Source organism: Streptomyces globisporus C-1027, assembly GCF_000261345.2.
Taxonomy (GTDB): Bacteria; Actinomycetota; Actinomycetes; order Streptomycetales; family Streptomycetaceae; genus Streptomyces; species Streptomyces pakalii.
The window spans coordinates 6,520,667-6,535,308 of sequence record NZ_CP013738.1 but is presented as its reverse complement, the minus strand read 5'-3'; the positions used below and the strand labels follow the sequence as shown (position 1 = coordinate 6,535,308).

The 14,642-nt window shown below is 72.9% G+C and carries 14 protein-coding genes; 8 read left to right on the top strand and 6 right to left on the bottom strand.

The genetic code is table 11. The features are described from left to right. Positions 1-123 precede the first annotated feature (123 nt). From WQO_RS28815 to WQO_RS28805, 3 genes are all read left to right on the top strand, one after another. Positions 124-765, top strand: coding sequence for a TetR/AcrR family transcriptional regulator (locus WQO_RS28815; protein ID WP_010064124.1), 642 nt, complete (start codon positions 124-126; stop codon positions 763-765). Positions 766-911: 146 nt separating this feature from the next. Further along, positions 912-1,691, top strand: coding sequence for an SDR family NAD(P)-dependent oxidoreductase (locus WQO_RS28810; protein ID WP_050992370.1), 780 nt, complete (start codon positions 912-914; stop codon positions 1,689-1,691). Between the two features lie 166 nt (positions 1,692-1,857). Beyond that, on the top strand, positions 1,858-2,688 hold the full coding sequence (locus tag WQO_RS28805; RefSeq protein WP_010064126.1) for an aldo/keto reductase: 831 nt from the start codon (positions 1,858-1,860) through the stop codon (positions 2,686-2,688). Between the two features lie 94 nt (positions 2,689-2,782). Here WQO_RS28805 and alc read toward each other — a convergent pair whose 3' ends face one another. Together alc and allB are read right to left on the bottom strand one after the other, a co-directional pair. Further along, the gene (gene alc, locus WQO_RS28800; RefSeq protein WP_010064127.1) at positions 2,783-3,904 is read right to left on the bottom strand and encodes an allantoicase; all 1,122 of its coding nucleotides are present in this window, start codon (positions 3,902-3,904) and stop codon (positions 2,783-2,785) included. A gap of 98 nt (positions 3,905-4,002) precedes the next feature. Beyond that, the gene (allB, locus tag WQO_RS28795) at positions 4,003-5,346 is read right to left on the bottom strand and encodes an allantoinase AllB (protein WP_058954132.1); all 1,344 of its coding nucleotides are present in this window, start codon (positions 5,344-5,346) and stop codon (positions 4,003-4,005) included. Between the two features lie 362 nt (positions 5,347-5,708). Between allB and WQO_RS28790 the strand changes: the two genes are divergently transcribed. Continuing rightward, positions 5,709-6,512 (top strand): IclR family transcriptional regulator, encoded by an 804-nt coding sequence (locus tag WQO_RS28790; RefSeq protein WP_010064232.1) that lies wholly within the window; start codon positions 5,709-5,711, stop codon positions 6,510-6,512. Between the two features lie 12 nt (positions 6,513-6,524). Here the strand turns inward: WQO_RS28790 and WQO_RS28785 are convergent, their stop codons facing one another. Both WQO_RS28785 and WQO_RS28780 read right to left on the bottom strand, forming a co-directional pair. Further along, the gene (locus tag WQO_RS28785) at positions 6,525-7,205 is read right to left on the bottom strand and encodes an ABC transporter ATP-binding protein (RefSeq protein WP_010064233.1); all 681 of its coding nucleotides are present in this window, start codon (positions 7,203-7,205) and stop codon (positions 6,525-6,527) included. Then, complete coding sequence (locus WQO_RS28780; protein ID WP_010064234.1) at positions 7,202-8,281, bottom strand: FtsX-like permease family protein; 1,080 nt, start codon at positions 8,279-8,281, stop codon at positions 7,202-7,204. The genes WQO_RS28785 and WQO_RS28780 overlap by 4 nt, the downstream gene beginning before the upstream one ends. Positions 8,282-8,391: 110 nt before the next feature. Here WQO_RS28780 and WQO_RS28775 point away from each other — a divergent pair, with 110 nt between their 5' ends. Together WQO_RS28775 and WQO_RS28770 are read left to right on the top strand one after the other, a co-directional pair. Then, positions 8,392-9,660 carry a sensor histidine kinase gene (locus WQO_RS28775; protein ID WP_010064235.1) on the top strand — a complete coding sequence of 423 codons (1,269 nt, stop codon included), beginning with the start codon at positions 8,392-8,394 and terminating at the stop codon, positions 9,658-9,660. Continuing rightward, positions 9,657-10,322, top strand: a complete 666-nt coding sequence (locus WQO_RS28770) for a response regulator (RefSeq protein WP_010064236.1) — start codon at positions 9,657-9,659, stop codon at positions 10,320-10,322. The genes WQO_RS28775 and WQO_RS28770 overlap by 4 nt, the downstream gene beginning before the upstream one ends. 59 nt (positions 10,323-10,381) lie before the next feature. Here the strand turns inward: WQO_RS28770 and WQO_RS28765 are convergent, their stop codons facing one another. Continuing rightward, the gene (locus WQO_RS28765; RefSeq protein ID WP_010064237.1) at positions 10,382-10,684 is read right to left on the bottom strand and encodes a DUF5955 family protein; all 303 of its coding nucleotides are present in this window, start codon (positions 10,682-10,684) and stop codon (positions 10,382-10,384) included. 214 nt (positions 10,685-10,898) lie between these two features. Here WQO_RS28765 and WQO_RS28760 point away from each other — a divergent pair, with 214 nt between their 5' ends. Both WQO_RS28760 and aceB read left to right on the top strand, forming a co-directional pair. Further along, positions 10,899-11,516 carry a nucleotidyltransferase family protein gene (locus WQO_RS28760; protein ID WP_029182710.1) on the top strand — a complete coding sequence of 206 codons (618 nt, stop codon included), beginning with the start codon at positions 10,899-10,901 and terminating at the stop codon, positions 11,514-11,516. A gap of 282 nt (positions 11,517-11,798) precedes the next feature. After that, on the top strand, positions 11,799-13,418 hold the full coding sequence (gene aceB, locus WQO_RS28755) for a malate synthase A (RefSeq protein ID WP_058954131.1): 1,620 nt from the start codon (positions 11,799-11,801) through the stop codon (positions 13,416-13,418). 111 nt (positions 13,419-13,529) lie between these two features. Here the strand turns inward: aceB and WQO_RS28750 are convergent, their stop codons facing one another. Further along, complete coding sequence (locus tag WQO_RS28750; protein ID WP_032749321.1) at positions 13,530-14,522, bottom strand: fibronectin type III domain-containing protein; 993 nt, start codon at positions 14,520-14,522, stop codon at positions 13,530-13,532. Positions 14,523-14,642: the final 120 nt, after the last annotated feature.

Genomic DNA, 14,642 nt, shown 5'->3' with positions numbered 1-14,642 from the left:
GATCACGCTACCCGCCGCCTTCCCGGAAAGGGAACACCTGTCCAGGCGGCCGGATCGTTCCCGGGCGCCTCCCGCCGCTCCCTAGACTGACGCATCGGTAACGCTGAGGCACGGAGTGGTCACATGGCGTCGGTAAGAGCGGACGGGCGGGTCGAGCGGGGGAACCAGACCCGGCAGTTGGTCCTGGGGCGGGCGGTGCAGATCGCCTCGGTCGAAGGTCTTGAGGGCCTGTCGCTGGGACGGCTGGCCACCGAGCTGGGGCTGAGCAAGAGCGGGGTGTTCGCGCTGTTCGGCTCGAAGGAGGGGCTCCAGCTGGCCACCGTGCGGGGAGCGGTGGCCGTCTACGTCGACCATGTGCTGCGCCCCACCCGGTCGGTGCCGCCGGGACTCGGACGGGTCTGGCGGATGTGCGAGGCGTGGATCGCGTACTCCCGCGAGCGGGTGTTCCGGGGCGGGTGCTTCTTCTACGCCGCCACCGCCGAGTTCGACGCCCGCAGCGGCCGGGTGCACGACGCCCTGGCGTCCGCGCAGACGGGTTGGGTCACCTTCGTGGAGGAGACCATCGAGGAGGCCAGGGCCGCCGGGGAGCTGGCCGGGGACACCGACGTGTGCCAGCTGGCGTTCGAGGTGATCGCCCTGCTGGAGCTGGCCAACGCCGAGTCGGTGCTCCAGAACAACAACCTCGGCTACGACAAGGCGGCCCGCGCCATCCTGGCCCGTCTGCGGGCGGCGGCGACGGACCCCGCGCGGCTGCCGTTACGGTGAGCGGCCCGGCCTGCGGTAGGCGTCCGATACCCGCCGGTGCGCGGGCCCCGGCGCGCGTTTGCTGGGGGATGCCGTCGGAGCGACGGCATCCCCGTCAGCGAGGAACAGCCATGTCCAGCAACGCTTCCAGCACCCCTTCCGGAACCCTGTCCGGCACCGCCCCCGCCGCTGCTTCCGCCGACGTTCCCGTCGGCCTTCCGCCCCGGGCCGCGCTGGTCACCGGGGGCAGCCGGGGCATCGGCGCCGCGATCGCGCTGCGGCTCGCCCAGGACGGCGCGGACGTCGCCGTCACCTACGTCCAGGACGAGGAGGCGGCCCGTGCGGTCGTCGCGAAGATCGAGGGCTTCGGCCGCCGGGGCGTCGCCCTGCGCTGCGACGCGGCGGACGCCGACGCGGCCGCCGACGCCGTGCAGCGGGCAGCGGACGCGCTCGGCCGGCTGGACATCCTGGTCAACAACGCGGGCATCGGCGTCCTCGGTCCGATCGCCGCACTCGCCGGTCCTGACGTGGACCGGACGCTGACGGTGAACGTACGAGCGGTCTTCCTCGCCTGCCGGGCGGCGGCGGAGCGACTGGCCGACGGCGGCCGCATCGTCTCCGTGGGTTCCGCCCTGAGCCGGTACGCGGGCGGGCCCGGCTCCACCCTCTACGGGCTCAGCAAGTCCGCGCTGACCGGGCTGACCAAGCCGCTCGCCCGGGAGCTGGGGCCGCGTGGCATCACCGTGAACGTGATCCAGCCGGGCGCCGTGGACACCGATCTCAACCCGGCCGACGGGCCGTTGGCCGAGGGCCAGCGCGCGGCGAACGCGCTGGGCCGCTTCGGCACGACGGAGGAGATCGCCTCGCTCGTCGCCTACCTGGTGAGTGCGGAGGCGGGCTTCATCACGGGCACGGAGCTCGTCGCGGACGGCGGCCACGCGGCCTGAGCCCCGGCGCCGCGCGGGCGGCGGTGCACTCCCGGCTCACCCCTGGTCCGCCGCCCGGGCGTGCGCCGGAGCGCGCTCCCTTGGCGGCCGCGTCCGGCTGCCCCGTACCGGCCGCGCCCCTACGCTGGCCGGGACGGGGCAGCGACGGGAAGGACAGGACCAGCACATGTCCGGTACACCGGTTCACACGCTCAACGACGGCACACGGCTCCCCGCGGTGGGGCTCGGCACCTACCCGCTGGACGACGCGGCGGCCGAGGAGGCCGTCGCCGGGGCCCTGGAGCTGGGCTACCGGCTGGTCGACACGGCCCTCAACTACGGCAACGAGACCGGCACCGGCCGGGGCATCGCCCGCAGCGGCGTCCCCCGCGAGGAGGTCGTCGTCACCACGAAGGTGCCCGGCCGGCATCAGGGGTACGAGGAGACACTCGCCTCGTTCGAGGAGTCACGGGCCCGCCTGGGCGTCGAGTACGTCGACCTGTATCTGATCCACTGGCCGCTCCCCCGCGTGGACCAGTACGTGGACACCTGGAAGGCGATGATCCGGCTCCGCGAGGACGGTCTCGTCCGCTCGATCGGCGTCTCCAACTTCACCGCCGCACATCTGGAGCGGCTGGAGCGGGAGACGGGGGTGCTGCCCTCGGTGAACCAGATCGAGATGCATCCGCTGCTTCCGCAGGAGGAGCTGCGGGCGGTGCACGCGGCGAAGGGCATCGTCACGGAGAGCTGGAGCCCGCTGGCCCGGGGCCGGGAGGTGCTGGAGGACCCCTCGATCGTGGCGGTCGCGGACGACCACGGCGTGACACCCGGCCAGGTGGTGCTGCGCTGGCACACCCAGCTGGGCGCGGTGCCGATCCCGAAGTCGGCGGATCCGGGACGGCAGCGCGAGAACCTGGATCTGTTCGGGTTCGAGCTGACGGCACAGGAGTTGACGACGATCGCCTCCGGCCGGCAGCGGCGGTTCGGCGGCGACCCGGAGTCCCACGAGGAGTTCTGAGCTCCTGCGGGTCCCCGCCCTCGCGCAACGACCGGCCGGGCGCACCGCGATCCCCCTGCGATCGCGGTGCGCCCGGCCCCGTGCCCTGCTCGGGTCAGCCGCCGAGCTCCCGGTGACGGGCCGCCAGCGCGGCCGCGCCCTCGTCGGTGAGCGATCCGTACAGCCGGAGCCGGGAGATGCCGCCGTCCGGGAAGATGTCGATCCGTACGTGGGTGGCACGGACGGTCCCGTCGAGCACGAAGCGGTGGTTGGTGTCGGGCTGGAGGCGGGTCCGGGGCAGGACCTCGGTCCAGTCGCCGTCCTCGCCGTCCCGTACCGAAAGGCTCGCCCAGCCCGCCGAGTTGCCCTTGAGGTAGGCGGTGTCGATCTCGACGGCCCGGATCCCGGACTGTGCGGCGAGGCGGTAGCTGATCCAGTCGTTGCCCTTGTCGCGCCGGCGGCGGGTCTCCCAGCCGTCGTCCATCTTGCGGGAGCGGCCGGGCTGGATGGTGTTGGTGGCCGGGGAGTAGAAGCGGTCGGAGGCGTCCTCGACCTGGCCGCCGTTCTCCAGGGCCGCGAGGTCGAACGTACCGAGGGCGGCGAGCCACGCGGGGTCCGGGGCGACCTCTCCGTACACGCGCAGCCGGGCGATGCCGCCGTCGGGGTGCTGGTTGACCCGCAGGTGGGTGAAGCGCTGCTCGGCGTCGACGGCGAACCCGTTGGCCGCGTGGCCGCCGACCGCTGTACGGGGGACGAGCGTCGTCCACTTCACGTCGGGGGCGAGGAGGTCCTCGGGGGACGGGGAGCCGGGCAGGGCGACGCCCTCGACGGAGACGGCCTGCGGGTAGTTGCCCCGGAAATGGGCGGTGTCCAGGACGATGCCCCGGATGACGCCGGGCGCACCGAGGCGGACGAGGGCCCAGTCGTGGTCGTCGGCGGTGGGGTGCGGTTCGGCGGCGCTGACGCCCCGGCGGCGGCGGGTCTCCCAGCCGTCCATGATCTTGCCCTTGTGCCCGAAGTGCTCCGGGTCGAAGACGGCGGGCTCGGGCTTGAGGAGGTTCTCCCGCTCGGCGAAGAACTCGTCGTTGGCCGCGATGACGCCCGCGCCGAGGCGGCGGTCGGCGAGGTCGACGAGGTGGGTGAAGGGGAAGTCGGCGGTGCGGTGGTCGGCGTACGGGTCGCCGCCCGCATACGGGCTGGCGTCGCCGGTGAAGCGGGGTATCGAGGCGTCCGTCATGGTCGGCGGGTCCTTTCGGGCACGGTCGGGGGGCGCGTTCGAGGAGGGGGCCGCTCGGGCCGGTCAGCGGTACCGGTCGAGGGGGGGGTGAGGCCGGTTCAGCGGTCCCGTTCCAGGAGGCGGCCGGTGGGCTCGGCGAGGACGCCGTCGGACACGATGCGGACGCCGCGCAGCCAGCTGGAGCGGACCACGCCGTGCAGGGTCTTCCCGGCGTAGGCGGTGACCTGGTTGCGGTGGAAGAGCTCGGCGGGGTCGACGGTGAAGGTCGCCTCGGGGGCGAGGACGGCGAAGTCGGCGTCGCGGCCTGCCTCGATGGCTCCCTTGCGGGTGAGCCCGGCGAGTTCGGCGGGTGCCGCGGACATCCAGCGGGCGACGTCGTCGAGGGTGTGGCCGCGCCGGCGGGCCTCGGTCCAGATGGCGGGCAGGCCGAGCTGGAGGGAGGAGATGCCGCCCCAGGCGGAGGCGAAGTCCGGGGTCTTGAGGTCCGTGGTGCACGGGGAGTGGTCGCTGACGATGCAGTCGATCGTGCCGTCGGCGAGCCCGGCCCACAGGGTGTCCTGGTTGGCGGCCTCGCGGATCGGCGGGCAGCACTTGAACTCGGTGGCCCCGTCCGGGACTTCCTCGGCGGTGAGGGTCAGGAAGTGCGGGCAGGACTCGACGGTGACCCGGACACCCTCGCGCTTCGCGGCGGCGATCAGCGGCAGCGCGTCGGAGGACGACAGGTGCAGGACGTGAACGCGGGCGTTCAGCCGCTTGGCGTGGGCGATGAGGTTCTCGATCGCGGTGTTCTCGGCGTCGCGCGGGCGGGAGGCCAGGAAGTCGGCGTAGGCGGGGCCGGGGCGCTGCGGGGCGTCGGCCAGGTGGTGCGGGTCCTCGGCGTGGACGATGAGCAGTCCGCCGAATCCAGCGATCTCCGCCATGGAGCGGGCCAGTTGCTCCTGGTCCAGCTCCGGGAACTCCTCCACCCCGGAGGGCGACAGGAAGCACTTGAAGCCGAAGACCCCGGCCTCGTACAGCGGGCGCAGGTCCTTGACGTTGGACGGGATCGCACCGCCCCAGAAGCCGGTGTCGACGTGCGCCTTGGGGGCGGCGACCTGCTGCTTGGTCCGCAGGTGGTCGACGGTGGTGGTCGGCGGGAGGGAGTTGAGCGGCATGTCCAGGAGCGTGGTGATGCCACCGGCGGCGGCCGCGCGGGTGGCGGTCCAGAAGCCCTCCCACTCGGTGCGGCCGGGGTCGTTCACATGGACGTGGGTGTCGACCAGGCCCGGCAGCAGGACGTCGTCGCCGAAGTCCTCCAGACGGGCGCCCGCGGGCACATCGGCGTCGTACGGCAGGACCGCGTCGATCGTCCCGCCCGCGACGGCGACCGCCGCCGGGCGGGTGCCCTCGGGGGTGACGACGCGCGTCGAGCGCAGTACCAGGTTCACGTCCACACCGGACACCTGTGCTCCTTCACTCCAGGATGATCAAAAGGATGATCACAACAGCAATTCAACGAACTGTTGAAGCTCTGATGGAGTCTTCACTCGGGAAACCTCCTCGTCAAGACCCACCTTCCGGCACGGGGATCGGACGGGCCAGCCCTGCCGCCACGACTGGAGGTTTCCACAAAGTAAAAGTCTGATTTCGAACTGCGGAACGTAGCATGGGCCAGAAGGGACGGCGCCGAGCCGTCCGAACCGACCGGCGGCACCCGGACAAAACAGGCCCTGACCGGCACGGACGCCGACCGGGGAGCTGTGGGCCCCATCGGAACCGCCCGGTAGGCTGCTGCCTTGCCTTCCGCTTCGAAAGGACCGTTGACGTGCCGCCGTCCCACGCCAGCACAGCCGACTCCAAGCCCTCCGGTACCAGCGGTGGGGTGCAGTCCCTTGAGCGCGCCTTCGATCTGCTGGAGCGGATGGCCGACGCCGGGGGCGAGGTCGGGCTGAGCGAGCTGTCCGCGAGCAGCGGTCTGCCCCTGCCGACCATCCACCGGCTGATGCGCACCCTGGTCGTCTGCGGATACGTACGCCAGCAGCCCAACCGCCGTTACGCGCTGGGCCCCCGGCTGATCCGGCTCGGCGAGTCCGCCTCCCGGCTGCTGGGCACCTGGGCGAGGCCCTACCTCAGCCGGCTGGTGGAGGAGACCGGCGAGACGGCGAACATGGCGCTGCTGGACGGGGACGAGATCGTGTACGTCGCCCAGGTGCCGTCCAAGCACTCGATGCGGATGTTCACCGAGGTCGGCCGGCGCGTCCTGCCCCACTCCACCGGCGTGGGCAAGGCGCTCCTCGCGCACACCCCCGCCGACGAGGTCCGCGCGCTCCTGGCCCGTACGGGCATGCCCGCCGCCACGGAGAAGACGATCACCACGCCCGAGGGCTTCCTCGACGCCCTGGAGCAGGTGCGGCGCGCCGGATACGCGGTGGACGACAACGAGCAGGAGATCGGGGTGCGGTGCCTCGCGGTCTCCGTGCCGAACTCCCCCACCTCGGCCGCGATCTCCATCTCGGGCCCTGCGGGACGGGTGACGGAGGCGGCCACGGAGCGGATCGTGCCGATCCTCCAGCAGGTCGCGGGCGAGCTGTCGGAGGCCCTGGCGAGCAGTGGGACGAACGGGGGCTGAACCCCCGGCGTTTCACACCCCGGCCGGGACCGTGAGCCGTCCGTCGTCCATCGTCACCGTGCGGTCCACCCGGTCCAGGTGGGCCCGGTCGTGCGTGACCAGCACTGTGGCGGTGGCGCGCTCCCGGGTCAGGGTGACGATCAGGTCCAGCACGGCCCCGCCGCGTACGTGGTCGAGCGCGCTGGTCGGCTCGTCGACGAGCAGGACCGCCGGTTCGTTCATCAGGGCCCGCGCGATGTTGACGCGCTGGCGCTGACCGCCGGAGAGCTGGTGCGGCCGCCGGCCGGCGCGGTCGGCGAGCCCGACCGCGTCGAGCAGTTCCAGGGCCCGGCGCCGGGCGCCGCGGGCGGACCCCCCGGACAGGTGGCACATGACCTGGAGTTGTTCGGCGGCGGTCAGCGAGGGCAGCAGGCTGGGCTGCTGGAAGACGATGCCGATCCGGTCCCGGCGCAGCGCCGCCCGCCCCGCGCGGCTCAGCCCGGCGGTCGGTGTCCCGGCCACCACGACCTCGCCGGAGTCCGGGGTGACCAGGGTGGCGGCGGCCGCGAGCAGGCTCGACTTGCCCGAGCCGGACGGCCCGACGACGGCGGTGAGCGTGCCCGGCGGTACGTCCAGCGACACCCGGTCCAGGGCGATGAGCCGGCCCTCGCCGTCCGGGTAGGTGAGGGTGACGTCGGTCAGGGTGAGCGTCATCGGGCACTCCCGAGTGCGGTGAGCGGGTCGACGGCGGTGATCCGCCGGACGGACAGGGCGGCCCCGAGGGCGCCGAGGGTGATCATCACGGCGGCCGGGACGAGGACGGTCGCCGCGTCCAGGACGAACGGCACGGCTCCCCCGCCGATCAAGGCACCGGCCCCGGCGGCGAGGGCGGCGCCCAGTCCCGTACCGAGGACGAGCATCACGACGGCCTGTCCCAGCGCGTCGCGCAGGAGGTACGGGGTCGACGCGCCGAGCGCCTTCAGTACGGCGACGTCGCCGCTGCGCTGGATCGTCCAGACGGTGAAGAACGCCCCGATGACGAGCGCGGAGATGGCGAAGAGGAAGCCGCGCATCAGTTGGAGCGAACCGTTCTCCGCCTGGTAGGAGCCGATGGCGGTGAGGGAGTCGTCGAGGGTGAGGGTGCTGGTCCCCGCCGCCGCGTCCCCCGCCGCGAGGTCCGCCCCGCCGGTGGTGGTCAGCGCGATCACGGTCGCCTGTTCGGCGGGCCCGGCGCCGTCGTGGCCGATCCGCTGCCAGTCGTCGAGCGTGGTCCAGACGACGGGCGTGTGGCTGTACGAGGCGTCGGTGGCCAAGGCGGCGACCTCGCGTTCGGTCCCGCCGAGCGCGATCCGGTCACCGGCGGCGGCGCCCAGCTCCTCGGCCGCCTCCTCGGAGAGCACGACCCGCCCGGGGCCGATCCCGTCCGGCCCGAGCGTGCCGTCCGGTTCGACGCCGAAGGCCGACACGGCGGCGCTCCGCTCACCGGCGGTGGCGTTCAGGGTGCGGATGCCGACCGGCTGCGCGGCCTCGACCCCGGGCCGGGTGGCCCAGGCCCGCCAGTCGTCCTCCCGGACGGTCGAGTCGGCGAACGACTCCGCCTGCCCGTCCGGGGGCGCGGCGAAGGCCAGGTGGTCGGCGTCGAGCCCGGTGACGGCCGAGGTGTTCTCCCGGGCGAGCCCGGCGGTGAGGCCGGACAGCAGGCCCACGAGCAGCGTGATCAGCACCACGACCGAGCCCATGAGCGCGAACCGGCCCTTGGCGAAGCGGAGGTCTCTCCATGCGACGAACATGGCCCCAGCGTCGTCCGGGACTGACGGGAGAACATCGCGCGGCGGACGGGCCTGGGATCAACCTTTCGATTGACCGGGTCCGGAGAGCCTGCGGCTACGCTGGACGGACCATGGATTCGCGATCGCACACCCACGTCACGGCTGCCCTGCGGCTCTGTCTGCACGCGCTGCTGGCGGGGCTGCTGGCCCTGGTGGTGGTGCGCGCGGTGGGCGAGGGCGCGCCGGACACGGCGGCGGTCGTTTCCGTGACGCTGCTGACGGCGGCCCTGTACGCGGCGGGGGCGGCGCGCTCGTCCTCCGAACGGCCGGGCACCTCCGTCGCGCAGCCTGGCGTCTCCGTACGGCCGCCGGTCTCCGTACAGCCGGGAACGCCGGCGGGGGCGTGGTGGCTGGGCGGGTTGTGGGCGCTGTGGGCGGTGCTGCTGGTGCTGTCGCCGGACGCCCTGTGGGTGGCCTTCCCGCTCTACTTCCTCCAGCTCCACTTCCTGCCGATGCGCTGGGCGCTGCCCGCCGTCGTGGTCACCGCAGCCGCCGCGATCACGAGCTTCGCCGTGCACCGGCAGGAGATCGAACCCGGCGCGTTCATCGGGCCGCTGATCGGCGCGGCGGTCGCCGTCGCCACGGTCCTCGGGTACGACGCGCTCTTCCGGGAGAGCGAACGCCGGCGGGAGCTGATCGTGGAGCTGGTCGCCACCCGGGCGGACCTAGCCGAGGCGGAACGTACCGCCGGGACGCTCGCCGAGCGCGAGCGCCTGGCCCGGGAGATCCACGACACGCTGGCCCAGGGGCTGTCCAGCATCCAGTTGCTGCTGCGCGCCGCCGAACGCTCGCTGCCCGGGAACGCCCCGGCCGCCCCGCACGTACGGGCCGCCCGTGAGGCGGCGCAGGCCAATCTGGCCGAGGCTCGCTCCTTCGTGCGGGCGCTGACCCCGCCGGACCTGGAGCGCGGGTCGCTGGCCGCCGCGCTGGAGCGGCTCTGCGCGCGGACGACCGCCCCGGAGCTGACCGTGCGGTTCGCGGTCAGCGGCACCCCGGTGGAGCTGCCGACCCCGTACGAGGTGGCGCTGCTGCGGACCGCCCAGTCGGCGCTGGCCAACACGGTGCGCCACGCGGCGGCCCGTCGGGCGGAGATCACCCTGAGCTTCATGGACACCTCGGTGGCGCTGGACGTCGTGGACGACGGGCGGGGGTTCGACCCGTCGGGGGCTCCGGTCCAGGAGCGGGGCGAGGGCGGTGACGGCGGCTTCGGGCTGCCGGCGATGCGGGCGCGCGCCGGATCGCTCGGCGGTGCGCTGAGCGTGGAGTCGGCGCCCGGCCAGGGCACGGCGGTGGCGCTCACGCTGCCGCTGCCCGTCGCGGAAGCGGAGCGTGCGGCGTGACCCGGGGCTCGGGCGCGGGCGGGGGCGAGGGCGGGGACACGGTCCGGCTGCTGCTCGCGGACGACCATCCGGTGGTCCGGGCGGGGCTGCGCGCGCTGCTGGACACCGAGCCGGGCTTCCGGGTCGCCGGTGAGGCCGCCACCGCCGAGGAGGCCGTCGCCCTGGCGGCGGCGGGCGGCTTCGACGTGGTCCTGATGGACCTGCAGTTCGGTGCGGGGATGCACGGTGCGGAGGCCACGGCGACGATCACCGCCGCACCGGACGGCCCCCGGGTCCTGATCCTCACGACGTACGACTCCGACGCGGACATCCTGGCGGCGGTCGAGGCCGGGGCGAGCGGCTATCTGCTGAAGGACGCGCCGCCGCGGGAGCTGGCGGCCGCCGTGCGCACGGCGGCGGCGGGGCGTTCGGCGCTGGCGCCCTCGGTGGCGCACCGGCTGATGGACCGGATGCGCACCCCGGCCGAGGCGCTGACGCGGCGGGAGCTGGAGGTGCTCCAGCTGGTCGGGGAGGGCCTGTCGAACCTGCGGATCAGCAAGCGGCTGTTCCTGAGCCAGGCCACGGTGAAGTCCCACCTGGTCCACATCTACGCCAAGCTGGGCGTCGACTCCCGTACGTCGGCGGTCGCGGCGGCCACGGCCCGCCGGCTCATCCGCCGCTGACGGGACATGCCCGGCGGGTCACCCGGCGGGTCATCCGGCCGGGCGCTCCGCGGGGGCGTTCAGCCGCGCGGGGGCTCGCCGAAGAGGTCGACCGCGTTGCGCACCTCGCGCAGGGCCGCCGCCACCGCGCTCACCGAGCCGATCGCCCCCGCGATCAGCAGCAGGGAACGGCGCATACGGGGGATCTCCGGGACACCGCTGACGGCCATCGCGTCCAGGGCCGCCAGCTCGTCCTCGGCGATCGGCCGGTCGGGGAAGTCGGTCCAGAGACCGGCCAGCTCCCGGCGCAGCCGCGAGACGGCCATCCGCAGCTCGGCCACTCTCGGGTCCTCGCCGCTGCCGGTCAGCGGCTTCTGTCCCACGCTTCGCAACACAGCACTCCCCCTCGCACGTCCTTGTGCCGGTGTCTCCCCCGAATCCGGGGTGGTGGCCAAGTCCCCGGGTTCGCCCGCAAGTTAACGCCATAACAGGCAGTGCGCGCCAGCCCACGGAAAGAAATCAGGGTTACCCCTGAGGGTGACATGCGTGTCGCGTGTGCGAAGGACTCAGTGGTATCCAGACCTCATGGTTGAGGACATGGCGACGGACAGGCCGCACAGGGCGACGAACCCCGAGGTCGCGGGGGTGCTACTGGCCGCCGGAGGGGGCCGTCGGCTCGGCGGCCGCCCGAAGGCGCTGCTGGAGCACCGGGGCCGCCCGCTGATCGAGCACGCGGTGCGCTCCCTGCGCAACGGCGGCTGCGGCCCGCTCCACGTGGTGCTGGGCGCGGCGGCCGAGGAGGTGCGGGCCCGGGCGGATCTCACGGGCTGCTCGGTGAGCGTGAACCCGGGCTGGGAGGAGGGGATGGGCTCCTCGCTCCGGCTGGGTCTGGCGGCCCTGACGGCGACGGACGCGGATGCGGCGCTCGTCCTCCTGGTCGATCAGCCGGGGATCGGCGCGGAGGCGGTGGCGCGGGTGCGGCTCGCGTACAGCTCGCGCACGAGCCTGGCGGCAGCCTCGTACGGCGGGGAGCGGAGCCATCCGGTGCTGTTCGGGGCCGACCGGTGGCCGGACATCGCGGCGGCGGCCGTCGGCGACCAGGGCGCGCGGAGCTATCTGCGGGAGCACCGCGATGCGATCACGCTCGTGGAGTGTTCGGATGTGGCCGAGGCGTACGACATCGACACCTCGCAGGACCTCAAGCACCTGGAGTGACGCGAAGCCGCCGTCGGCGGGGCGGTCCGTCGAGGGCGGTCAACCGTGCGTGGCCGCACTGGCACGCTGCGCCGCCGTCGGCCCGTTTCTGTCGACCCGGAGAATCTCGACATCAACAAACCATTGAACTTCCACCATGAGGAAACTACTATCCACTGGTCAGAAGCCCTCTGAACCTCAGACGGCACCCACGGCCGTATCTCGGAGCCATGGCACGCCGTGCCGTCTCAGGCGACCCGGCGGCCGTCGAGACGCCGCCGCCCGCTGAAGGAGTGACAGCTCATGTCCGCACCAGCGCCGTCCACGCTGGCCATCGTCGATGCCGAGCCCCTGCCCCGGCAGGAAGAGGTCCTGACCGACGCGGCCCTCGCGTTCGTGGCCGAGCTGCACCGGCAGTTCACCCCGCGCCGCAATGAGCTGCTCGCCCGGCGCGGTGAGCGCCGCGCCGAGATCGCCCGCACCTCCACGCTGGACTTCCTGCCCGAGACGGCGGCGGTCCGCGCGGACGACTCCTGGAAGGTCGCGTCCGCCCCGGCGGCGCTGAACGACCGCCGGGTGGAGATCACCGGTCCGACCGACCGCAAGATGACCATCAACGCCCTGAACTCGGGCGCGAAGGTCTGGCTCGCCGACTTCGAGGACGCGTCCGCCCCCACGTGGGAGAACGTCGTCCTCGGCCAGCTCAACCTCACCGACGCCTACGAGCGCCGCATCGACTTCACCGACCCGAAGTCCGGCAAGTCGTACGCGCTGAAGTCCGCCGACGAGCTGGCCACGGTGGTCATGCGGCCGCGCGGCTGGCACCTGGAGGAGCGTCACCTCCAGCTGGACGGCGTCTCCGTGCCCGGCGCGCTGGTCGACTTCGGCCTCTACTTCTTCCACAACGCGCAGCGGCTGATCGACCTCGGCAAGGGCCCGTACTTCTACCTGCCGAAGACGGAGTCGCACCTGGAGGCCCGCCTCTGGAACGACATCTTCGTCTTCGCCCAGGACTACGTCGGCATCCCGCAGGGCACGGTCCGCGCGACGGTCCTGATCGAGACGATCACCGCCGCGTACGAGATGGAGGAGATCCTCTACGAGCTGCGCGACCACGCCGCCGGGCTGAACGCGGGCCGCTGGGACTACCTCTTCTCCATCGTCAAGAACTTCCGTGACGGCGGCGCCAAGTTCGTCCTGCCGGACCGCAACGCGGTCACGATGACCGCCCCGTTCATGCGGGCGTACACCGAACTCCTGGTCCGCACCTGCCACAAGCGCGGTGCGCACGCGATCGGCGGCATGGCTGCCTTCATCCCCTCGCGCCGCGACGCCGAGGTCAACAAGGTGGCCTTCGAGAAGGTCAAGGCGGACAAGGACCGCGAGGCGAACGACGGCTTCGACGGCTCCTGGGTCGCCCACCCCGACCTGGTCCCGATCGCCCTGGCCTCCTTCGACGCGGTCCTCGGCGAGAAGCCCAACCAGAAGGACCGGCTGCGTGAGGACGTCTCGGTGGCCCCGGGCGACCTGATCGCCATCGACTCGCTCGACGCGAGCCCCACGTACGACGGCCTGCGCAACGCCGTCGCGGTCGGCATCCGCTACATCGAGGCCTGGCTGCGCGGCCTGGGCGCGGTCGCCATCTTCAACCTGATGGAGGACGCGGCCACCGCCGAGATCTCCCGCTCCCAGATCTGGCAGTGGATCAACGCGGACGTGGTCTTCGAGAACGGCGAGCACGCCACCGCGGACCTGGCCCGCAAGGTCGCCGCCGAGGAACTGGCCGCCATCCGCGAGGAGATCGGCGAGGAGACCTTCACCGCCGGCAAGTGGCAGCAGGCCCACGACCTCCTGCTCCAGGTCTCCCTGGACCAGGACTACGCGGACTTCCTGACGCTGCCCGCGTACGAGCAGCTGCGCTGATCCGAACCGCGTGAACGAAGCACGGCCCCGTCCCCGGCACCGCACAGCGCCAGGGACGGGGCTGTCGCCTGACCCCTTGTGAGGATGACCTGCTGCCTGCCCCCTGGATCGTCAGTCCGCCAGGACCACCGTCCGCTGGGCCGAGAAGTCGCCCCACTTGCCGTCCGGGAGCTTCGCCCTGAGCTTCACCGAGTAGCGGGTGCCCGCCGGGTCGGGGAGGTCGAGCCGGTAGGTGGCACGGCCCTTGGGGGGCGTACCGCCCCAGACGATGGTGGTGGTCAGCTTGCCGTTCATGTACAGCTCGTAGGCGGGGATGGTCCCGCCCGTGTCGGGCTGGTCCCAGGACAGGTCCAGGGTGAACAGGTCGCCCGCCTTGGCCGCTTCGGTCCGCAGGCCGGTGGGGGCGGTGCTCGCGGGGGCGCCGGGGGCGGACGCGGTGGTGAGGTCGAGGGTGTTGCTGTCGGCCGAGGACTTGTCGGAGGCGTCCCGGGCCCGGACGGTGAAGGTGTAGACGGTCCCCGGGCGCAGCCCCGTGAGCTTCGCCGTGGTCGCGGAGGCGGGGACGCTGTGGATCCGGGAGTCCTCCTGGTAGATGTCGTACGAGGTGACACCGACGTCGTCCTTGGCCGCACCCCAGGTGAGCGTGGCTCCACGGCTTCCGTCGGCGCGGCCCGTCAGCTTCGCCGGGGTGGTGGGGGGCTCGTCGTCCTTGGGCGGGGTGGCCTGGGTGGTGACGGGGACGGCCTTGCTGGGCGCGGAGAGGTTCCCGGCCGTGTCCTTGGCCCGGACGCTGAAGGTGTAGTCCGTCGAGGCGGTGAGACCGTCGACGTCGATCATGGTCTTCGTCACCGGGACGCTCTTGACCTTGCTCTTTCCCCGGTAGACCTCGTACCCGGCGACCTTCTCGTCGTCGGGGGCGGCCTTCCACATGACGTGCACCGAGGTGGAGCTGCTGGCCTGGGCGGTCACGTTCTCCGGCGTGCCGGGCGGCTGGGTGTCGGCTTCGGCGGAACCACCGCAGGCGGCGAGGAGGGGGGTGAGAAGCAGGGCGGAACAGGCCAACGCGGCAGATATGTGGGGGCGTTGCACGGTGGTGCCTTCCATCCGGACAGCAATGGTCCAGACCTGTATGACATGACGTGGGGGCCTCCGACAAGAGTCCGGCCGGGAACCTTCCGCTATGTGCCGGGTTGCGTCACCCGCCGCGCCTCTCCGGGCGGTCCG